Below are 20,191 nucleotides of genomic sequence, written 5' to 3' on the forward strand. Positions count from 1 at the left end.
CACCAGCCTATCGGTGAGTTGTCTATGGCCGCGGACCGGCCACTGCGGTACCGGCGGCATATGTGGCGGCTTCCAGCGGTCCGCGGAGTCCCAGCGCAGTCTTCAGCAGACCCAGCGCCAACGCCGCTACTACCAGGATCAGCAGCAGAGTCTCCGCGCTGAGATCATTCAGCACCGCGCCGTCGGGACGCCACAGATGCAGGATGACCAGATGTCCTGCATAGAGACTCAGCGGCATGGATCCGGCTCCGGCCAAGGGGCTCAGCAGCAGTTTGAACGGCCGGGCCAGCAGCAGGCAGAGCCCAAGCACAGCGGAAGCCACCCCAATGCTGTGCAGCAGCTCCACCGGGGTCCCCTGATGCGGTGTGGACAGCAGGAACCACCGGGGGTCAGTCACCAAGGGAAGCACATGATCCCCGGCGGTCAGCGCACCCCGAACCCGGTCCTGGCTGTAGCCGGAGACTGCTGCCATATTGACCACGATGTCCGACTGCCACATAGTCAGTCGGCCGATCAGCAGCATGACCCAGGCGGTAGCCGCACCGGCCACGGTGAGCCAGACCGCCGTCGTGACACTTTTGAGGTTCAGCCGGCCGATGGCCATCCCGGCGAAGAAATACGCAGGCCAGATCAACAGCGGGTAATAGCCGGTGACCAGTAGGTCCATGCCAAGCAGTGCAGGATCGGTCAGATCCAATGGGCTCGGGGAACTCCACAACCGGGCCGGATGGTCCAGCGGGGCCAGCGTCTCCCGCAGCGCGTTCTGCCAGTACCAGTAGAGCAGCGGTCCGATCGCCACCCAAGCTGCGGCAAGTGCAGCCAACGAGCGGGCTCCCAGGCGCAGAAACGGCAGCGCCAGAACGAACATCACGCCGTAGTGCACCAGAATGATCGCCACGCCTGAGGACAGCAGCGAGAGAACCAGGCCTATCAGGATGATCAGCACCGCTCGCACCGCCACCACTTTGCGATCCCAGTTCAGCCGGTCACTGGAGCGCTCATCGGCGGACCCGCCGGTCAGCAGCGCTAGGCCGACGCCGGCCAGCACGGCGAAAAGCGCTGCGGAGCGTCCGGAAAAGAGCAGTCCGGCCCATGTCGCCTCCCCGGAAAAATCGGTGGTGGGGATCACGTGAACCGTCATCATGCCCAGCAGGGCCAGTCCACGGGCGGCATCAACGCCCCACAAGCGTCCTGCAGCGGAACGACGGCGGGCGGAAGAGGTTCGGGTGCGAGAGCTCACAAACGGTAGGCTACGTCCTATGGCAGCAGAGAATGAGGTGGCGCGCGACGACGTCCACGAGGCACCCCGCGAATTCGACCCCTATCTGGCAGAGGGGCAGGTTCAGCACCCTGACCAGACCGACCCGCATTTCGGTCACCTCATCACCGCCATGGTGACCCCATTCACTAAAGACGACCGCGTGGACTTCAAGGCCTTCGAAGCGCTGGCCGTGAAGCTGGTGGACGAGGGCAATGACGCCCTTGTGGTCTCCGGAACCACCGGCGAGACCTCCACACTGGAGGACTATGAGAAGGCCGATCTGGTCCGTGCGGCGAAATCCGCAGTAGGGGACCGGGCCAAGATCATCGCCGGCACCTCCACCAATCACACCAGCCACGATCTGGAGATGGCAGCCAAAGCCGAACGGGCCGGTGCCGATGGCCAGCTGGTGGTCACCCCCTATTACAACAAGCCCTCCCAGGACGGCGTGCTGGCCCACTACCGGGCAGTGGCAGATGCCGCTGACCTGCCGCTGATGATCTACGACATCCCCGGTCGTACCGGCATCCCGATCGCCACCGAGACCATCCTGAAGCTCGCTGAGCACCCGCGGATCATGTCCCTGAAGGACGCCAAGAACGACATCACCGCCACCACAGAGGTCCTCACCAAGACTGACCTCGAGGTCTACTCCGGTGATGACCAGAACGTGCTGGCCTGGATGGCCATGGGCGCTGCCGGTGTGGTTTCCGTGACCTCTCACGTGGCCAGCCCCACCTTCCGACGGATGATCGACGCCGTGCTCGGCTATGACCTGAAGGAGGCCCGCATCGCCCACAGCGAGCTGGGGCCTGTGATTCGTGCACTGATGACCCGGGTGCAGGGTGCGGTGTCCTCCAAACTGGTCCTGAACTGGATGGGCTTCCCCATCAACACAGACGTTCGCCTGCCCCTGGTGCAGGCCAATGAGGCCGAGCAGCAGCTCGTCCTTGCCGACCTGCGAGAGGCAGGCTGGAAGCTCTAGAAAGGAACCCGTCACATAGTGGCACCTGAAACACTTCAGACCCCGCCCAAGCTCAAGAACGGCACGCTGAGGATCGTGCCGCTGGGCGGTCTCGGGGAGGTCGGCCGGAATATGGCCATCTTCGAGATCGACGGCAAAATCCTCATCGTTGACTGCGGCGTGCTCTTCCCCGAGGAAGAGCAGCCCGGCGTCGACCTCATCCTGCCTGACTTCAGTTACATCGAAGACCGGCTGGATGACGTCGTCGGCGTCGTACTCACCCACGGCCACGAGGACCACATCGGCGCAGTGCCCTATCTGCTGCGCAAGAAGCCGGATATTCCGGTGATCGGTTCCAAACTGACCCTGGCGCTGGTGGAGGCCAAACTGGCCGAGCACCGGATCAACGCCTATACGCTGACGGTGGCCGAGGGGGAAGTGGAGCGATTCGGCCCCTTCGAGTGTGAGTTCGTGGCGGTCAACCACTCCATCCCAGATGCCCTGGCAGTCTTCATCCGCACCGAGGCAGGCACAGTGCTGCACACCGGTGACTTCAAGATGGACCAGCTGCCGCTGGATGGGCGGATCACCGATCTGCGGCATTTCGCCCGGCTCGGCGAAGAGGGCGTGGACCTCTACATGTCCGACTCCACCAATGCCCATATCCCCGGGTTCACCACTCCTGAGAAGGAGATCGGACCGGTGATCGAGCAGGTCTTCGGCCGCGCTCAGCGCCGCATCATCGTGGCCAGCTTTGCCAGCCATATCCACCGCGTCCAGCAGGTGCTCGACGCCGCTGTGGCCCATGATCGCAAGGTCGCCTTTGTCGGCCGCTCCATGGTGCGCAATATGTCCATTGCCGCCAAGCTGGGCTACCTCAATGTGCCGGAGAACATCCTGGTGGACATCAAGAAGGTGGACCAGCTGCCCGATCACAAGGTGGTGCTGATGTCCACGGGATCCCAGGGCGAGCCGATGGCCGCCCTGTCCCGGATGGCCAACGGTGATCACCAGGTCCAGGTGGGGGAGGGGGACACCATCATCCTGGCCTCCTCACTGATCCCTGGTAACGAGAACTCGGTCTACCGGGTGATCAACGGACTGATGAAGCTCGGCGCCGACGTCATTCACAAGGACAATGCCAAGGTGCACGTCTCCGGACACGCCTCCGCAGGCGAGCTGCTCTACAGCTACAACATCCTCAAGCCGAAGAACGCCATGCCCGTCCACGGTGAAACCCGGCACCTGATCGCCAACGGCAAACTGGCCGAACAGACCGGTGTGCCGGCACAGAACGTGCTGCTGTGCGAGGACGGATCGGTGGTGGACCTTCGTGCCGGCACCGCCCGGGTGGTGGGGCAGATCGAGGCCGGCTACGTCTATGTGGACGGATCCTCCATCGGTGAGATCACCGACACCGATCTTAAGGATCGGCGTGTGTTGGGCGAAGAAGGCTTCATCTCCGTGGTGACCGTGGTGAACCGGCAGACCGGCAAGATCGTGGCCGGACCGGATATCCACGCACGTGGTGTCGCCGAGGAGGATGAGGTCTTCAAGGGCATCAAGCCCAAGATTGCCCAGGCTCTCACTGAGGCGATCCAGGAGAACAAAGAACACACCACCCACCAGCTCCAGCAGGTGGTTCGCCGCACTATCGGGGCATGGGTCAGCCGCAAGCTGCGGCGCAAGCCCATGATTGTCCCGGTGGTAGTCGAGACCTGAGCACCTCAGGCTCGATGAGCCGCTAACCAGCGCAGGGCTGCCGCTGTCATGGCGTAAGTCCCTGCGCTGAGCGTAGGCTCCAGAAGCGGTGCGAAATACGGCGAGTGGTTCCCCGGTGGATTCACCACATCCGGCGCAGAGCTGCCGAAGAACCACAGCACACTGGGCACACCAGCGGCGCGGCCCAGCAGTCCGAAGTCCTCTGAACCCATCCGCGGGCGCTCCACAGTCACGTTCTCCTCGCCCAGGGCTTCTCCCAGGCTGGCGAAGACTTCGGCGGCGGCCTCGGCGTCGTTGACAGTGGCCGGAAGCTGAGCGTAATGCTCAATCTCCGGCTCCGGCGCACCTGAGGCCTGAGCCTCTGCTCGGATAATCCGGTGGATGGCGGCCAGCACCTGCTCGCGCACTGATTCGGTCAGGGTGCGCACATTCACCCGGAACTCCGCCTGCTCCGGGATGATGTTCTCCTTCACACCGCCCTGGAAGACACCGACGGTGACCACCGCCGCATCATGGGCATCCACCTCCCGGGAGACGATGGTCTGCAGGCGCAGCACCATCGCTGCCCCGAGCACAATGGGGTCAATGCCCAGATGAGGCCGCGAGCCGTGGGCCTGTTTGCCGTAGACGGTGACCTTCAGCGAATCCAGAGCCGCCATCGCTGGGCCCATCGCCATTGTCACCGTGCCGGCCTCACCAGGGGAGACGTGCTGTCCCAGGACTACCTGCGGCTGCGGAACACGGTCCCAGAGCCGGTCATCGATCATCGCCTGAGCGCCCTGCCCGGTCTCTTCTCCGGGCTGAAAGACCAGCACCAGCGTTCCGCTCCAGCTGCTTCGGCAGCGCAGCAGCACCCGCAGGGCACCTAGCAGGGAAGCCACATGCGTATCGTGCCCGCAGCCGTGCATGACTGCGGTGGGCGTCCCGTTGGGCAGCACCCCGCGCTGCTGGGAGGCATACTCCAGGCCGGTCTTCTCCTCAATGGGCAGCCCGTCCATATCCGCTCGCATCGCCACCACTGGGCCTTCTCCGTTGTGCACCACTGCCACCACGCCGGTGTCAGCGCAGCGAAAGTGCTCAACATCGAGTTCGCTCAAGACCGTCTCTATCCGTGCGGCCGTCTGATGCTCCTGCATGCTGAGCTCTGGATGGGCGTGCAGTGTCCGGTAGAAGTCGTGGAGACGAATGGGTTCCTGATCAGTCATCTCGAATTCGCGCGGCAGTGCCATGGGGTCCTTCTGAGTGGGTGATAGGGTCCTGTGCGCTATCGTACGGGGCGCAGATATGCGGACCGCTGCGGCGTGGAGTCCTACACATCGGGGGTGTCAGCGGCTAAGTTGGGGACCATGGCGACACGTACTTCCCCCTCGCGAGCCGCCGGATCGAAGAAGAGCTCCTCTTCCAAGGCTCGCGCGACGACGTCGAAAAACTCCTCAGCACAGCCCGAGGCGCGCGGCAACCTGCTCTTTGCAGCCCTGCGCGGCATCTGGCTGGCCCTGGCTACCCCGGTGGGCGGTTCAGTGCGCAGCGTCGGGCGGCAGGTGAAGATCCACCCTGATGACCGGCGCGACGGCGCGGGACTGGTCTTCTTCCTGCTGGCAGGTCTGACCGCTGTGGTCGACTGGTGGGGTGCCGCCAACTGGGACCACTGGATCTCTGCGGTGGTGCACCGCGCCACGGCCGGGACTTTCGGCTGGGCCTCGGTCATTCTGCCGCTGGTGCTGCTGATCACCGCTGTGCGCTACTTTCGAACCCCGCAGGAGCACGAAGCCAACGGCCGCGTCGCCATCGGCCTGAGCATCGTCCTGGCTTCTGCTGCTGGTCTGTCCCACCTTGCCGGTGGGATGCCCACTATTAACGAAATGTTCGAGGCCGGAGACACCGGGGGCTTCGCTAACCTGCTGACCTCCGGCGGGATCCTGGGCTACCTGGTCGCGGCCCCCATCGCCTCGCTGATCACTCAGTATCCGGTGTGGATCTTCTTGAGCCTGACCCTGGCAGCTGGTCTGCTGGTGCTCACCGACACCCCTGTGCGACGCATCCCGGAGCGGATCGCCGTGGCCCGCAATTACGTCATCGGCGAGGCCAGCCAACCGCAGTACCGGGACTACGAAGACCTGCCCTCCGGTGGGGAATCCCAGCAGCGTCAGGCTGAGGATGAACCTGCCCCGCGCCCGCGCCGGGCCAAGAAGACTGCCGCTGAGCCGGAGGAGTCCGGAACCTCGCTGCTGGCCAAGATCGCCACTGGTGGCCTGGCCGGGAAGAAGAATGACGACGCCCGGGCCGCCACCCAGCCCACCGAGGTCTTTGATATCGACACCCACGCCAGTGGATCCGGTGAAGGTGAAGCCGATGCTGCCGCCGAGGGCGCGTATGAAAGTTCGGTGCTCACCGAGCCTGCGGCAGAGACCGCCGAGACCAAGGCGGCACCGCGACTGCGCCCGGGTGTGAAGCGCCCCACGAAGCAGGAACAGGAGATCGCCGAGATCAAGCGCGCCGCAGGTGTCGCTGAGCCGGAGGAAGAACCGGAGCGCTCTGCTGCTGCGCCTGTTTCTACACCCAAACCGGTTTCCACGCCGGAGGCACCGGCAGCACCTACGGATTTCCCCGCCCGCAGCGAACAGCTGGAGCTCTCCGGGGACGTCACCTACACCCTGCCGGATCAGTCCATGCTGCCGGCAGGCCCGCCGCCTAAGGAGCATTCCGAGGCCAATGCGGAGATCGTCGAAGCGCTGGACAACACCTTCCAGCAGTTCAAGGTCGATGCCGAGGTCACCGGATTCTCCCGTGGACCCACTGTGACCCGGTACGAGATCGAGGTGGCACCGGGCACCAAGGTGGAGAAAGTCACTAACCTGGAGAAGAACATCTCCTATGCGGTGAAGAGCCCCGAGGTTCGTATTCTCAGCCCTATTCCGGGCAAATCCGCCATCGGCATCGAGATCCCCAACCGGGACAAAGAGGTGGTCTCCCTAGGGGATGTGCTGCGTTCCAACGCTGCGCGCAAGACCGAGCACCCCATGGTGATGGGTGTGGGCAAGGACGTCGAGGGTGGCTACGTAGTGGCCAACCTCGCCAAGATGCCGCATCTGCTGGTTGCCGGCGCCACCGGTGCTGGTAAGTCCGCGTTCATCAACTCCATGGTGACCTCGGTGCTGATGCGCGCCACCCCGGATGAGGTCCGCATGGTCATGGTGGATCCCAAACGCGTGGAACTGACCGCCTATGAGGGCATCCCTCACCTGATCACCCCCATCATCACCAACCCCAAGAAGGCCGCAGAGGCCCTGGAGTGGGTGGTCAAGGAGATGGACAACCGCTACGACGATCTGGCCCACTTCGGCTATAAGCACGTCGATGACTTCAACAAGGCGGTGCGAGCAGGCAAGATTCAGCTGCCGCCGGACTCCAAGCGGGTGCTGCGCCCCTACCCCTACCTGCTGGTGATCGTGGATGAGCTGGCCGATCTGATGATGGTGGCCCCGCGCGACGTCGAGGATTCGATCGTCCGCATCACTCAGCTGGCCCGCGCTGCTGGCATCCACTTGGTGCTGGCTACCCAGCGCCCCTCCGTCAATGTGGTCACGGGCCTGATCAAGGCCAATGTGCCCTCCCGGATGGCCTTCGCCACCTCATCAGCAACTGATTCGCGCGTGGTGCTGGACTCCGTGGGTGCGGAGAAGCTGCTCGGCCAGGGCGACGCGCTCTTCCTGCCCATGGGCATGTCCAAGCCGATGCGTGTCCAGGGTGCCTGGGTCAATGAGTCGGAAGTGCACGCCGTCGTCGACCATGTGAAGTCCCAGCTCAAGGCCCAGTACCGCGAGGACGTGGTGCCCAAGGAGACTGCGCGCAAGAAGGAGATCGACGAGGATATCGGCGATGATCTCGAGCTGTTGCTGGCGGCCACCGAACTGGTGGTCACCACCCAGTTCGGCTCGACCTCCATGCTGCAGCGCAAACTGCGCGTTGGTTTCGCCAAGGCTGGTCGCCTCATGGACCTCATGGAGTCCCGCGGCGTGGTCGGCCCCTCCGAAGGGTCCAAGGCGCGCGACGTGCTGGTCACCCCGGATGAGCTGCCGCAGGTGCTTGCCACTATCAAGGGGGAGGGACCATCGTCCGCCGAGGATGATGCCGAAGCCCCCTATGAGCATGATGTGGTCAAACGCGAACCCGGCCGCTCGGTGCCTGCCGAGAAGCCAGCGCAGGCTGACCAGGAGTACAGCCCGGCGCAGAGCAGCAGCCCGTCAGCAGCCGAGCCCGACGCCGAGTCCGGATCGGAGTACAGCACTGCGCAGAACCCGCAGCAGGACTGGGGGGAGGACCTCATCGCCAGGGATATGGCCGCTCGGACTGCTGGGCTGCCCCAGGCGCAGGAGTACTATGACGGTCACGAGAACACCAGCTCTGAAGATGCCTGGCAGCTGACCGGACGATAAGGACACTGACTCCCACGTGACCACACCTCAGCAAGCTCCCCTGTGGAACATCGCCAATATTCTCACCATGGTGCGCATTGCGCTGGTACCGGTTTTTATCTGGTTCCTCCTCCTTGACACTGCCGGTACCGAAGAAGCCTTCGCCGCGGAGAACGGCCCGTGGCGCTGGGCTGCAGCCGGTGTCTTCGCTGCGGCGATGATCACCGACAAGATCGACGGCGACTTAGCGCGGGCGAGAAATCTGGTCACCGACTTCGGCAAAATCGCTGATCCCATCGCCGATAAGCTGCTGATCGGTGCAGGTTTGGTGATGCTCTCGCTCTTGGGCGAGCTGCCCTGGTGGGTCACCATCGTGATCCTGGTGCGCGAAATCGGTGTGACGGTGCTGCGCATGGCCGTTATTCGTTACGGGGTCATGCCGGCATCACGGGGCGGGAAGCTGAAGACAGTGCTGCAGTCTGCAGGCCTGCAGCTGATGTTGCTGCCGCTTGTGGTTATTGCCCCCTGGCTGGCCGATATTGCGTTCTGGATCATGATTCTGGCCGCTGTGGTGACCGTGGTGACCGGCGTTGACTATCTGATCTCGGCACTGCGGATGCGGGCGGCTGCGCTACGTTCCCGTGGCGACTGACTCCGCGTCGTCGTCGTTGACGTTCTCAGCAACTGTGCGGACTTCGGGTCTAGGCTTGGGTTCATGCCTGTTGAAGGAGACGCCCAGAAGGTGGCCGAGGAGGCCGAAGCCAGTACCGACCCGGTAGAGATCGTCCAGCGCTGCGCCCACCGCGGGCTGACTCTGGCCACCGCCGAATCTCTGACAGCCGGTTCCCTGGCTGCCCGTATTGCGGATGTGCCTGGTGCAAGCCAGGCCCTGCTGGGTGGGGTGATCGCTTACAGCAACCAGGTTAAGGAGCACGTGCTGAAGGTCTCGGCGGAGCTTCTGGAGACCCGTGGCGCCGTTGATCCCATCGTGGCGGCTTCGATGGCTCAGGGAGCAGCGGAACGTTGCGGAACTGATATCGGCATTTCAACTACCGGGGTGGCCGGGCCTGCGCCGCACCAAGGTAAGGACGTCGGCACCGTCTATCTGGGCATTGCCTGCCGTGAGGATGCTGTTCAGCGGCTGGGCCTGAGCCTTCCGCAGGGCTGTGACCGGATTGACCAGGACATATCGCAGCAGTGGCTGGCCGGTGCACTGCTGCTGGATCTGGACCCTTCGGCTGATCCTGACCAGATGCGGGTTGAGATCCGAAAGGCTTCAGTGCAGGGAGCGTTGAAATTGGTGGAGGATTTTCTGCTGACCGAACCGGCGGGACTGCCCGCCAGCGCCGGTTCTTAGCTAGAGTGGGGAACAAAACGGCGGGCAGGTCAGTTGGTTCTTAGGCGAGACGCATGAATCTTAAAGGAGCGATTTCCATGGTTCGACAGCCAGTCACCGTCAACGGAGTCACCCGTTGGAAGGACATGGACGTTGATGGTGCCGCCGGAGCGGACACCCGAGAGTCCAAGGGAGTGGTCCTGCGTCAAGAGATTGGTGACGTGCTGCGAAGCATTCGTCAGTCCGAAGGTCGCACCCTGCGTGATGTGTCCCACGATGCCCGAGTATCTCTGGGCTACCTTTCAGAAGTGGAGCGCGGACAGAAGGAAGCCTCCTCTGAACTGTTGGCCTCTATCTGCACGGCGCTGAATGTGCCGCTTGCGGTCATGCTCTTCCAGGTTGCTGAGCGCATCGCTACAGCCGAGGGCCTGACAGTGCCGGATACTGTGCCCACCGAATTCCAGCGCGAGTTCGGTCACGAGGAGCTCGTCTCCTACTGATGTTCGAAGGCGGCCGTCCGTGAAAGCGGGCGGCCGTTTCACTTCCGCTTAGACTGGCACGCATGACATCGACCGACCGCCGTGCCAAAGTCAAGGAGCTCCAGGAGGAGTTCTACAGGCTGTTCGTCCGCCGCCGCCATAATGCTATTCAGTTGGCGCAACGGATCGATCCGGAGATTGAGCCTGCATCCTATTCGGTGCTCTCGACCCTGCAGACTAACGGCCCGCAGCGAATGACGACCATCTCGCGGCATCTGGGCATCGGCAAGCCGACTCTTTCCCGTCAGCTGAGCACTTTGGCTGAGCGCGGTTTCATCACCAAGAAAGCAGATCCCGACGACGGGCGCGCGCTGGTCATCTCCCTGACTGAGGAAGGGCGCGAGCGCTTAGAAGCAGCCCAGAAGGAGCGCTCGGAGCGCTACCTGGACATGCTGAGTCCCTGGACGTTGGAGGAGATTCAGACCCTCTCGGGACTGTTGTCCAAGCTCAACCGGACCTACGCAGAGTACGACGACGCCCCGCGCAGCCCAACGCCCGGGCGGGCTGGGGCCGATGGAGCAGCTCAGTGAGGGAATCGCGGTTCTGGACGCTGATGGAGGACGAATTCGGCGCATCCTATGCTCACGTGCTGGCCGGGGAGCTGGTGATCTCCCGGTACCAGCTCACTGCCAAGCAGGCCCTGGCTGCGGGAGTGTCTCCGCGCGAGGTATGGGAGGCGCTGTGCATCCAGCAGGACATTCCTGAGGAGCGCCGGTTCGGCAAAGATCGGCCTCCCAAGCGAGACTGATTCGAGACACGCGCAGCACACTATCGAAACTGTGTTCGATCAAGGGTACAGTTTTCCCCAGAGCAGTAATACGTGGCCCGATGGCGTTTCTCTCCACAGCAGGACAGCGGCCCATCAACATGTCCGAGGCTCTCAGTAGCCTTAAACATGTATCGAGCATCGGTGCGCACGTCGCATCACTAAAGACCCGTGAGGTGAAACATGGCAGTCAATCCGAATAAGCAGAGCGGCGACCGGCAGAAGGCGCTGGAAGCTGCACTGGCGCAGATCGACAAGCAGTACGGCAAGGGTTCGGTGATGCGCCTCGGGGATGAGACCCGCGCGCCGATCGAAGCAATCCCTACCTCTTCGATTGCCATGGACGTGGCACTGGGCATTGGGGGTTTCCCACGCGGTCGCGTGGTGGAGATCTACGGTCCTGAGTCCTCCGGTAAGACCACCGTGGCACTCCATGCGGTGGCTAATGCCCAGCGCAATGGCGGTATTGCAGCATTCATCGATGCTGAGCACGCCCTTGACCCGTCCTATGCCGAGAAGCTCGGTGTGGACACTGATGCGCTGCTGGTCTCGCAGCCGGATACCGGCGAGCAAGCGCTGGAGATCATGGACATGCTGGTCTCCTCAGGCTCGCTGGACATTGTAGTGATCGACTCGGTGGCAGCTCTTGTGCCGCGCGCTGAGATCGAGGGCGAGATGGGTGATAGCCATGTGGGTCTGCAGGCTCGGCTGATGTCCCAGGCGCTGCGAAAGATCACCGGCCGCCTGGCCCAGACCAAGACCACCGCGATCTTCATCAACCAGCTGCGCGAGAAAGTCGGTGTCTTCTTCGGCTCACCGGAGACCACCTCTGGCGGTAAGGCATTGAAGTTCTACGCATCTGTGCGTGTTGATGTTCGGCGTATCGAAACCCTCAAAGAGGGCACTAATGCTGTGGGCAACCGTACTCGCGCCAAGATCGTGAAGAACAAGATGGCGCCGCCGTTTAAGCAGGCTGAGTTCGACATCCTCTACGGCGAGGGTATCTCCCGTGAAGGTGGACTCATCGATATGGGCGTAGAGCACGGAATGGTGAAGAAATCCGGTGCCTGGTTCACCTATGACGGTGACCAGCTCGGTCAGGGCAAAGAGAAAGCTCGGCAGTTCCTCAAGGACAATCCGGACTTGGCTGATGAGATCGAACGCCGGATCAAGGAAAAGCTCGGCATCATCAAGCCTGCCGAGGATACCGATGGCCCGGCTTTGAAGGCCGTAGACGCCTAGGGTCGACGTCATGAGTATGCAGGATGACCGCGGAGGGCAGCAGCAGAAGCTGGATGCCCTCCGCGAGACTCTGGCCAAGCTCGAGGCGGGAGAGCTGTCCTCGGATCTCTTTGACCCCGCACCACAGGACAGCGCCACGCAACCACAGGGAAGCCCAGCGGATGCCGAACCGCAGGGGATCACAGCCGACACTGAACCGCAGGGTACCGTCGACGCTGCACCACAGGGCAGCACCGCCGACGCCGAACCGGCCGGGTCTGGCTCTGCTGCACCGGCAGCCGAACCTGACCTCAACAAGGCATCCAGTGCCTCTCGGGAGGATCAGTACGCCAAGGCCCGGGCAGTGGTTCTGCGTAAGCTCACAGGCTCGCCTAAATCCCGCCACCAGCTGGCGCAGGCATTACGGGAACGTGAGTTCAGCGAGGAGACACTCACCGCTGTGCTTGACCGTATGGAAGAAGTCCACCTCGTCAATGACCGCGAGTTTGCCCGGATGTGGGTACGCACACGGCATGAGACCAAAGGCCTTGGCAGTGCGGCCCTGAAGCGCGAACTGCGCGATAAAGGCATCAGCGAAGCAGATGCCGGGGACGCCCTTGAGCAGCTGAGCGCCGATGATGAGACAGCAGCAGCGCGGGAACTCATCGCCGCTAAGCTCCGCGGCGTGGTTGTCCCTCCGGCGCACAGTGTTGAAGACCGCAAGGAGCGTGACAAGCTCACGCGCCGACTGGTGGGCATGCTCGCCCGCAGGGGGCACAGCCCGGGCGCCGCGTTCAGCCTGGTGCGCGAAGAGCTCGACGCGCGCAGCCGGTAGAATTGCCGAGCACTGAAGCACCCGAACCCGCATTGAGTTGAGCCATGACTGAGACCCTTCTGGAACGCCCTGACACACAGCACGCTGAACGCACCTACGAGGTGCGCACTTTTGGATGCCAGATGAATGTCCACGACTCAGAGCGGATCTCGGGGCTGCTTGAAGATGCCGGTTATGTACCGGCCGAGCAGGGACAACAGGCAGACCTTGTCGTCTTCAACACCTGCGCAGTCCGGGAGAACGCCGATAACCGCCTCTACGGGAACCTCGGGCAGCTGAAGCCGATCAAAGCCAAGCACAAGGGAATGCAGATCGCCGTCGGAGGTTGCCTCGCGCAGAAGGACCAGAACGCGGTCCTGGAGAAAGCACCCTGGGTCGATGTGGTCTTCGGCACCCATAACATCGGCTCACTCCCTACTTTGCTGCAGCGTTCTCGGCACAATGCTGAAGCTTCCATCGAGATTCTTGAATCTCTTGAGACCTTTCCCTCCACCCTGCCTACCAAGCGCGAGTCCGTGCATTCGGGCTGGGTGTCGATCTCCGTGGGCTGCAACAACACGTGCACGTTCTGCATCGTTCCCTCCCTGCGAGGCAAAGAGCGCGACCGCCGCCCCAGGGAGATCCTGGCAGAGGTGCAAGCGCTGGTCGACGACGGCGTGGTTGAAGTCACCCTGCTGGGGCAGAACGTCAACACCTACGGTGTGGAATTCGGCGACCGCCAAGCATTCGCGAAGCTGCTGCGAGCCTGCGGTGACATCGAAGGTTTGGAACGCGTGCGATTCACCAGCCCGCATCCGGCCAGCTTCACCGATGACGTCATCGATGCGATGGCTGAGACGCCAAACGTCATGCCGCAGCTGCACATGCCGCTGCAGTCTGGCTCGGACCGAATCCTGAAAGTCATGCGACGCTCTTACCGCGGGAAGAAGTTCCTGGGCATCCTGGAGAAAGTTCGCGAACGTATCCCGCATGCGGCAGTGACTACGGACATCATCGTGGGCTTCCCCGGCGAGACCGGGGAAGACTTCGAAGACACCATGCGCGTGGTTGAGCAGTCCCGCTTCTCCAGTGCCTTCACCTTCCAGTACTCACCGCGTCCGGGCACTCCAGCGGCCACGATGGATGAGCAGATCCCGAAGAAGATCGTCCAAGAACGATTCGAACGACTCGTAGCGCTTCAGGACAGAATCTCCGCAGAAGAGAACGCCGCCCTGATCGGTACCACACAAGAACTGCTGGTCACCGCCGATTCCGGATCCAAGGGGGCCAGCACGGGTCGGCTCTCCGGCCGGGCAGCAGATAACCGACTGGTCCACTTCTCCGTTCCAGACGGCGCTGACACGCCCCGGCCGGGTGATTTTGTCTCGGTGCCGATCACTGAAGCAGCAGGATTCCACCTGGTCTCAGACCCTCAGCTCGAGCAGTATTCATTGCGCCGCTCCCGTGCCGGTGACGCCTGGGACCGATGGCAGGCTGATTCTTGTGGAGTGGGAACAACCCAGGTCGAAGGAGCCAAGCCCGGTGCCGTCTCTTTGGGGATGCCCGCCCTGCGCCCGGCAGTCGGCACCACCCGGTGATGGACTCAGCTGCAGGGACACCACCGCTTCTCGTCGTCGTGGGTCCCACTGCCTCTGGCAAGTCCGGGCTGGCGATTGATCTCGCGGAACGCCTCAACGGCGAAGTCATCAACGCCGATTCCATGCAGTTCTACCGCGGCATGGATATCGGCACCGCCAAAGTCACCGACCAGGAACGTCGATCGGTGCCGCACCACCTTCTCGACACACTAGACCTGAGTGAAGAGGCCTCAGTGGCCACTTTCCAACAGCAGGCCCGCGAGAAAATCACTGAGGTCCGCTCACGTGGCAAGACTCCGATCCTTGTCGGAGGTTCCGGTCTCTACATCCGCGCTGCCATCGACGACATTGAATTCCCACCCACAGACCCTGCGGTGCGTCAACGCTTACAAGACCGGCTGGAGCAGGAGGGGGCTGCGGTGCTGCGCGATGAACTGCGCCGCACCGATCCAGAATCGGCCAGTGTGATTCGAGACGACCGCCGACTAGTGCGTGCCCTTGAAGTCGCCGAAGTCAGTGGACGCAGCTTTACCTCTTTCATGCCGCAGCGGGTCTATCACCGGGAGATGACGCCGGTGGTGCAGTTGGGGCTCAATGTGGAGCGGGGACTGCTGCATCAGCGGATCGCTGAGCGGGTTCACCTGATGCGCGAACAGGGGCTCCTCGATGAGGTCAAGCGCCTTGAGCAGGCCGGACTGCGCGAGGGACGCACCGCCGGTCAGGCCATCGGGTACCAGCAGTTCCTCCGTGTCCTCGATGGGGCATTGAGCCTGGAACAGGCAGTGGAAGAGACCATCGTGGCGACCCGAAAATTCGCCCGCCGTCAGGAAACCTGGTTCCGTGCCGACCCGCGCATCACGTGGCTGCAGGCCCCCGCCGAGGATCTCCTGGATTCAGCCCTGGAAGCTATTGAGACAGCAGGTGGTTGACTATGACTATGCAGTTCACCAAAGCCCACGCCACCGGCAATGACTTCGTCATGATCGCCGACCCCGCAGGGGGCATCACACTGAGCCCCGAACGTGTGGCGCAACTGTGCGACCGCCACCTCGGCGTTGGTGCAGATGGGCTCATCCGTGCTGTACCCGCTCATGCCTTTGATGAAGGTCGCGACGCGCTGGAGGCCGTCGGGCTGACCTGCACGGAGCAGGCGCCGCTGTGGTTCATGGACTACCGCAACGGCGACGGGTCCATCGCCGAGATGTGCGGCAATGGTGTGCGGGCTTTCGCTCATTTCCTGCTCAGCAATGGCTACGCGGAGTTGGAGGATGGCGGAAGCCTCCCGGTGCTGACCCGCGGTGGGCTCAAGACTGTGCAGAAAGTGCCGGAAGGCTATGCCATCGGCATGGGCATCTGGTCCTTCATCGACCCGGAAATGGCGGCGGAACGAGCCAGCGATTCACTGGTCCAGGCAGCCGGCCTGGAGGACCCGAGACCTGCCCTCAGCATATCTATGGGGAACCCGCACACTGTGGTCGCATTGCCAGATACTGCGTCCCTGCAGCGGCTCGACCTGCACCAGGCCCCGAAGGTGGAGCCTGTTCCGCCTCACGGCACCAATGTGGAGTTCGTGGTGCCCGCCGAACCTCTGGTGGAGACCGGAGTGGGACGCGTGAGTATGCGAGTCCACGAACGAGGCGTGGGTGAGACCCTGTCCTGCGGCACCGGCGCGTGTGCCGCCGCAGCGGCTGTCCGCGTGTGGGCGGCCGGCGACGGCGTCGATACGTGGAAGGTGGGCGTGCCCGGCGGAGAAGTGACGGTCCGTTTCCGTGCCCGGCCCGACGGCGCCGAGGAAGTGGAACTCGCCGGTCCAGCTGAGCTGGTCTACACCGGCACAATGCACTGAGGACGTCAGGCCAGGAAGAGCCGCTCGGCGTCGACCTTGAGGGTGCGCAGCACCAGCGAGGTGAACAGTACGGTCCCCGCCGCCAACGTATGACCCTGGCGCAGCATTGAATCCAGCTGGTCATCGGTGACCCACTCCCAGGGCCAGGCATCGCGCTCAGGCATGCCGGTATAAGCCCCCGGAATCTTCACGAAGACCTTGCGGCCTGGGAACTGCCGCAGTCGCTGAATGAAACCAGCAAGGTCCTTCGACGGCGGCAGGCACACCAGCACCTGGTGGTCCTGATGCCCCCAGGTCTGCCGGCAATAATCCAGTGCAGCATCCAAGCCCGCAGCTGAAACAGCTGAGTCCACCACGCACTCCTGCTCACCGAATCGGTGCAAAGACAGCCTGCCCGGATACTGCACGGAGCGCAGCGCCGCCAACAGGTCGGCCTCCTGCTCAGCCCCGACCACCCCGTGGAAGGCGCGCGCTGCGGCCACACCGAGAGCCGCATTGGTGCGGCCAAAGCCGGCCGGCAGGTGCTCGACCATTCGGTACTCCCAGAGGCCGGACTCCAGAAGCACGGCCTCACGGCTGCTGCACCGCTGGATGAGAATCTGTGCGACTTCTGCAGATTGCGGGAAACTCACGCAGAATCGCGTGCTGGAGGTGACCACCGAGGCCTTATCACGGGCGACGTCGGCCACCGTGGGGCCAAGGATCTCCAGGTGCTCCGCAAAGATGCCGGTGACGACCACACCCTTGAGAGGCCAGTGCGAGAGATCATCGGAGGCACCACCGATTCCAGCTTCTGCCACGGCCACGTCGATGCCCTCCTGGGCGAAGATCATCATCCCCATCAGCAGGAACAGTCCAGTCGGTGCCAAATACCCGGACTCGGCTGTCGCGGGCGGTAGCTGCCTGCGCGCTGATTCGATCTGCAGCAGCACCCGACGGCGTACTGGCTCCTCAACGACCCGCCCGGCAATCCGGATCCGGTCCGCATTGGACACCGCTCCGGGGCTCATGACTGTCCCCACCCGGTAGCCGAGACCGGCCAGTGCCGCCGAGGCATAGGCGGCTGCCGTTCCCTTACCTTTGGAGCCCACGACGCCGATCACCTGATGGGGCGGCTGCGTGGGCTCATAATTCAGTGCCGTCATCAGCGCAGCTGTGCGCGTCAGCGATCGTGTGGACGCCCGGCGCAGCTCGCGCCACTCGGAGAAGATCACCGCCTCTTCAAGCTCGGCGATGGGAAGCTCGGCCAGCTGTTCCAGTGTCACTGTGGGTGGCCCCGGCGGACTCGCAGCAGCCGGAATCCTTTATCCGTCTCTGGTCGGTCGACAAGGAATTCGCTATCAATATCGGCGAGCATGCTGCTCATCCACTTTTGAAGTGAGTCTGCTCCTAGATTCTTCTGCACCACCAGCCACGCGGTGCCACCAGGTTCCAATCGGGGGAGCCATGTCTGAAGCAGTTCATGCAGCACCGCTTTGCCCACCCGGATAGGAGGATTGGACCAGATCGTGCTGAACCGGACGTCGTCGGGAACATCCTCTGGGGCGTGGACTCTGACCTGAGGCAGATCCAGCGCTGCGGCGTTCTCGGCACAGAGGGTGCGCGCCCGGTCATTGACATCCACCGCCCACACCTCGGCCTCGGGGGAGCGCATTGCCATGGACAACGCGATCGGGCCCCACCCGCAGCCGATATCAAGCAGATTGCCTCCGGCTGCAGGGTCCGGAACGTGGTGCAGTAGCACCGCGGTGCCCTTATCCAGGCCGTCAGGGGAGAAGATGCTGCCGGCGGTGGTGACGTGAACGTCCCGACCCTCAAGGGTGACCGGGATAGTGCGGCGCTGCATCGGAGCGGCTGGATCAGGGGAGAAATAGTGCGAGGAGCTCACCTAAGAGATCGTATCCTCCGCACCTGTTCGGTGCGGATTCCCCCTGTCCAATACTGGCTTGATGTGCGATACTAGAATCCATGTGGATTCGTCACACCGTGTTTGCCCGTCCCCGCGGCTGAAACACCTCACTGGAAATTGCTCCCGGGCTCTGAAGTAAGCCGCCGGTTGAGCTTGTCCGAATCCCATTAACTATTTGGACCCCGATCCGGGTCCCCGAGGATTTATGACTGAATATAAGAACTCAGAAAAAGACAACGCTCAGTCGAGCATTGATGCCACTATCGCCCGCATCCTCGCGGCAGATGAGGCCAACACCAACGGCAAGGCGACCCGCTTCGTCGCTGATCAAGAACACCTCAATGAGGACGCCAGGCAGCGTCGTCTTTCGATCCTGGGTGATCGAGCCCGCGAACTTGCTGACTCCGATGCCCACACCGAACACGACGGCGAGCAGTACGACCTCTTCGAGCGTCGCTCGCTGCGCCGCGTGGAGGGTCTCTCCACAGAGCTTGAAGACGTCACCGAGGTCGAGTACCGGCAGCTGCGTCTAGAACGCGTGGTCCTGGCCGGGCTGTGGACTGAAGGAACCATCACCGAAGCCGAGTATTCGCTGCGCGAGCTCGCGGCACTGGCCGAGACTGCCGGTTCCACGGTGCTTGACGGGTTCATCCAGCGTCGCGGCAAGCCCGACCCGGGAACCTTCTTCGGCTCCGGCAAAGCGGTAGAGATCAAAGAAGCGGTCGCTGAGCTCGGCGCCGACACTGTCATTGTCGACTCCGAGCTGGCCCCGTCCCAGCGCCGAGGTCTTGAAGACATCGTGAAGGTCAAGGTCATCGACCGCACCGGCCTGATCCTGGATATCTTTGCCCAGCACGCGAAGTCCCGTGAAGGTAAAGCCCAGGTGGAGCTGGCCCAGATGGAGTACATGCTGCCTCGACTCCGTGGCTGGGGTGAGTCACTGTCCCGTCAGGCCGGTGGTCGAGTCGGCGCTGCCGGCGGCGGCATTGGTTCCCGCGGCCCCGGTGAGACGAAGATCGAGCTGGACCGTCGGCGCATCAACCAGCGCATGGCCAAACTGCGCCGCGAGATTGCTGGCATGAAGCCAGCCCGTGATGCCAAGCGGGCTAACCGTAAGCGCAACGCTGTGCCGTCGGTGGCCATTGCCGGGTACACCAACGCGGGCAAGTCCTCTCTGCTGAACCGCCTCACCGACGCCGGGGTGCTGGTGGAGAACGCATTGTTCGCCACCCTGGATCCCACCACGCGTAAAGCAGTGACCCCTGATGGCATCGGATACACGCTCTCTGACACGGTCGGGTTCGTTCGGCAGCTGCCCACGCAGCTCGTGGAGGCATTCCGCTCCACCCTGGAAGAAGTCGCCGACGCGGACCTGATCCTGCATGTTGTTGACGCCTCCCACCCGGAGCCCGAAAGCCAGATAGCTGCAGTGCGCAAAGTGCTGGCCGAAGTGGACGCCCACGAAGTCGATGAGATCATCGTGCTGAACAAGGCTGACGCCGCCGAGTCGCATGTGATCGATCGGATCCGGCGTCGCGAGCCGCATGCCATTGTGGTCTCTGCCCATACGGGTCAGGGTATTGACGAGCTGAAGCAACTGATCCGTGACTCCATCCCACGTCCCACAGTGCCTTTGCAGCTGTTGGTGCCTTATGCCGACGGCGAGGTTGTCTCACGCCTGCACGCTGAGGACGCCGAGATTCTCTCCACGGATTACCAGGAGGAGGGCACCAGGATTCATGTCCTGGTGCGTCCGAGCCTTGCCGCGGAACTGAGTCAGTACCAGGTGGAAGACTAGGA

At 63.1% G+C, this 20,191-nt stretch carries 18 protein-coding genes; 14 read left to right on the top strand and 4 right to left on the bottom strand.

Translation table 11 applies throughout. From position 1 onward, the window contains the following. Positions 1 to 22 precede the first annotated feature (22 nt). Positions 23 to 1,240, bottom strand: coding sequence for a heparan-alpha-glucosaminide N-acetyltransferase domain-containing protein (locus ABEA23_RS09250; protein ID WP_345477744.1), 1,218 nt, complete (start codon positions 1,238 to 1,240; stop codon positions 23 to 25). A gap of 19 nt (positions 1,241 to 1,259) precedes the next feature. On the opposite strand from ABEA23_RS09250, the gene dapA reads away from it, so the two are divergent. Beyond that, entirely contained in the window at positions 1,260 to 2,246 is a 987-nt protein-coding gene (gene dapA, locus ABEA23_RS09255; RefSeq protein WP_345477745.1) for a 4-hydroxy-tetrahydrodipicolinate synthase, read from the top strand. A gap of 18 nt (positions 2,247 to 2,264) precedes the next feature. Further along, on the top strand, positions 2,265 to 3,947 hold the full coding sequence (locus ABEA23_RS09260; protein WP_345477746.1) for a ribonuclease J: 1,683 nt from the start codon (positions 2,265 to 2,267) through the stop codon (positions 3,945 to 3,947). Positions 3,948 to 3,952: 5 nt separating this feature from the next. Here ABEA23_RS09260 and ABEA23_RS09265 read toward each other — a convergent pair whose 3' ends face one another. Then, positions 3,953 to 5,176 carry an amidohydrolase gene (locus ABEA23_RS09265; RefSeq protein ID WP_345477747.1) on the bottom strand — a complete coding sequence of 408 codons (1,224 nt, stop codon included), beginning with the start codon at positions 5,174 to 5,176 and terminating at the stop codon, positions 3,953 to 3,955. Positions 5,177 to 5,293: 117 nt separating this feature from the next. Here ABEA23_RS09265 and ABEA23_RS09270 point away from each other — a divergent pair, with 117 nt between their 5' ends. The 11 genes from ABEA23_RS09270 to dapF all read left to right on the top strand — a co-directional run bounded on the left by ABEA23_RS09270 (position 5,294) and on the right by dapF (position 16,482). After that, a complete protein-coding gene (locus ABEA23_RS09270; protein ID WP_345477748.1) occupies positions 5,294 to 8,383 on the top strand; it encodes an FtsK/SpoIIIE family DNA translocase in 3,090 nt (1,029 codons plus the stop codon). A gap of 16 nt (positions 8,384 to 8,399) precedes the next feature. Next, positions 8,400 to 9,014 carry a CDP-diacylglycerol--glycerol-3-phosphate 3-phosphatidyltransferase gene (pgsA, locus tag ABEA23_RS09275; protein WP_345477749.1) on the top strand — a complete coding sequence of 205 codons (615 nt, stop codon included), beginning with the start codon at positions 8,400 to 8,402 and terminating at the stop codon, positions 9,012 to 9,014. 63 nt (positions 9,015 to 9,077) lie between these two features. After that, positions 9,078 to 9,719 (top strand): CinA family protein, encoded by a 642-nt coding sequence (locus tag ABEA23_RS09280; RefSeq protein WP_345477750.1) that lies wholly within the window; start codon positions 9,078 to 9,080, stop codon positions 9,717 to 9,719. A 77-nt stretch (positions 9,720 to 9,796) separates the two neighbouring features. Continuing rightward, complete coding sequence (locus ABEA23_RS09285; RefSeq protein ID WP_044493106.1) at positions 9,797 to 10,198, top strand: helix-turn-helix domain-containing protein; 402 nt, start codon at positions 9,797 to 9,799, stop codon at positions 10,196 to 10,198. A 62-nt stretch (positions 10,199 to 10,260) separates the two neighbouring features. Then, the gene (locus ABEA23_RS09290) at positions 10,261 to 10,767 is read left to right on the top strand and encodes a MarR family winged helix-turn-helix transcriptional regulator (RefSeq protein ID WP_345477752.1); all 507 of its coding nucleotides are present in this window, start codon (positions 10,261 to 10,263) and stop codon (positions 10,765 to 10,767) included. Continuing rightward, complete coding sequence (locus tag ABEA23_RS09295) at positions 10,764 to 10,985, top strand: DUF3046 domain-containing protein (protein ID WP_044493103.1); 222 nt, start codon at positions 10,764 to 10,766, stop codon at positions 10,983 to 10,985. The genes ABEA23_RS09290 and ABEA23_RS09295 overlap by 4 nt, the downstream gene beginning before the upstream one ends. 201 nt (positions 10,986 to 11,186) lie before the next feature. Further along, the gene (gene recA, locus ABEA23_RS09300) at positions 11,187 to 12,245 is read left to right on the top strand and encodes a recombinase RecA (protein WP_260072741.1); all 1,059 of its coding nucleotides are present in this window, start codon (positions 11,187 to 11,189) and stop codon (positions 12,243 to 12,245) included. A gap of 10 nt (positions 12,246 to 12,255) precedes the next feature. After that, on the top strand, positions 12,256 to 13,059 hold the full coding sequence (locus tag ABEA23_RS09305) for a regulatory protein RecX (RefSeq protein WP_345477753.1): 804 nt from the start codon (positions 12,256 to 12,258) through the stop codon (positions 13,057 to 13,059). A gap of 44 nt (positions 13,060 to 13,103) precedes the next feature. After that, on the top strand, positions 13,104 to 14,636 hold the full coding sequence (miaB, locus tag ABEA23_RS09310) for a tRNA (N6-isopentenyl adenosine(37)-C2)-methylthiotransferase MiaB (protein WP_345477754.1): 1,533 nt from the start codon (positions 13,104 to 13,106) through the stop codon (positions 14,634 to 14,636). Continuing rightward, complete coding sequence (gene miaA / locus ABEA23_RS09315) at positions 14,636 to 15,565, top strand: tRNA (adenosine(37)-N6)-dimethylallyltransferase MiaA (RefSeq protein ID WP_345477755.1); 930 nt, start codon at positions 14,636 to 14,638, stop codon at positions 15,563 to 15,565. Before miaB ends, miaA begins: the two co-directional genes overlap by 1 nt. Before the next feature lie 2 nt (positions 15,566 to 15,567). Further along, a complete protein-coding gene (dapF, locus tag ABEA23_RS09320) occupies positions 15,568 to 16,482 on the top strand; it encodes a diaminopimelate epimerase (protein WP_345477756.1) in 915 nt (304 codons plus the stop codon). Between the two features lie 5 nt (positions 16,483 to 16,487). Here dapF and ABEA23_RS09325 read toward each other — a convergent pair whose 3' ends face one another. Together ABEA23_RS09325 and ABEA23_RS09330 are read right to left on the bottom strand one after the other, a co-directional pair. After that, entirely contained in the window at positions 16,488 to 17,747 is a 1,260-nt protein-coding gene (locus ABEA23_RS09325) for a hypothetical protein (protein ID WP_345477757.1), read from the bottom strand. After that, positions 17,744 to 18,370, bottom strand: a complete 627-nt coding sequence (locus ABEA23_RS09330; RefSeq protein ID WP_044493092.1) for a class I SAM-dependent methyltransferase — start codon at positions 18,368 to 18,370, stop codon at positions 17,744 to 17,746. Before ABEA23_RS09330 ends, ABEA23_RS09325 begins: the two co-directional genes overlap by 4 nt. A 226-nt stretch (positions 18,371 to 18,596) precedes the next feature. Between ABEA23_RS09330 and hflX the strand changes: the two genes are divergently transcribed. After that, a complete protein-coding gene (gene hflX, locus ABEA23_RS09335) occupies positions 18,597 to 20,189 on the top strand; it encodes a GTPase HflX (RefSeq protein WP_345477758.1) in 1,593 nt (530 codons plus the stop codon). The last annotated feature ends 2 nt before the right edge of the window (positions 20,190 to 20,191 follow it).

This window comes from Nesterenkonia rhizosphaerae, assembly GCF_039544555.1.
Lineage (GTDB): Bacteria > Actinomycetota > Actinomycetes > Actinomycetales > Micrococcaceae > Nesterenkonia > Nesterenkonia rhizosphaerae.

Bases quoted from the DNA above. Each gene is read 5' to 3' on its own strand.
- ABEA23_RS09285 (WP_044493106.1), top strand. From the start codon at position 9,797: ATGGTTCGACAGCCAGTCACCGTCAACGGAGTCACCCGTTGGAAGGAC.
- ABEA23_RS09270 (WP_345477748.1), top strand. From the start codon at position 5,294: ATGGCGACACGTACTTCCCCCTCGCGAGCCGCCGGATCGAAGAAGAGC.
- hflX (WP_345477758.1), top strand. From the start codon at position 18,597: ATGACTGAATATAAGAACTCAGAAAAAGACAACGCTCAGTCGAGCATT.
- ABEA23_RS09280 (WP_345477750.1), top strand. From the start codon at position 9,078: ATGCCTGTTGAAGGAGACGCCCAGAAGGTGGCCGAGGAGGCCGAAGCC.
- dapA (WP_345477745.1), top strand. From the start codon at position 1,260: ATGGCAGCAGAGAATGAGGTGGCGCGCGACGACGTCCACGAGGCACCC.
- ABEA23_RS09305 (WP_345477753.1), top strand. From the start codon at position 12,256: ATGAGTATGCAGGATGACCGCGGAGGGCAGCAGCAGAAGCTGGATGCC.
- ABEA23_RS09290 (WP_345477752.1), top strand. From the start codon at position 10,261: ATGACATCGACCGACCGCCGTGCCAAAGTCAAGGAGCTCCAGGAGGAG.
- miaA (WP_345477755.1), top strand. From the start codon at position 14,636: ATGGACTCAGCTGCAGGGACACCACCGCTTCTCGTCGTCGTGGGTCCC.
- dapF (WP_345477756.1), top strand. From the start codon at position 15,568: ATGACTATGCAGTTCACCAAAGCCCACGCCACCGGCAATGACTTCGTC.
- ABEA23_RS09265 (WP_345477747.1), bottom strand. From the start codon at position 5,176: ATGGCACTGCCGCGCGAATTCGAGATGACTGATCAGGAACCCATTCGT.
- recA (WP_260072741.1), top strand. From the start codon at position 11,187: ATGGCAGTCAATCCGAATAAGCAGAGCGGCGACCGGCAGAAGGCGCTG.
- miaB (WP_345477754.1), top strand. From the start codon at position 13,104: ATGACTGAGACCCTTCTGGAACGCCCTGACACACAGCACGCTGAACGC.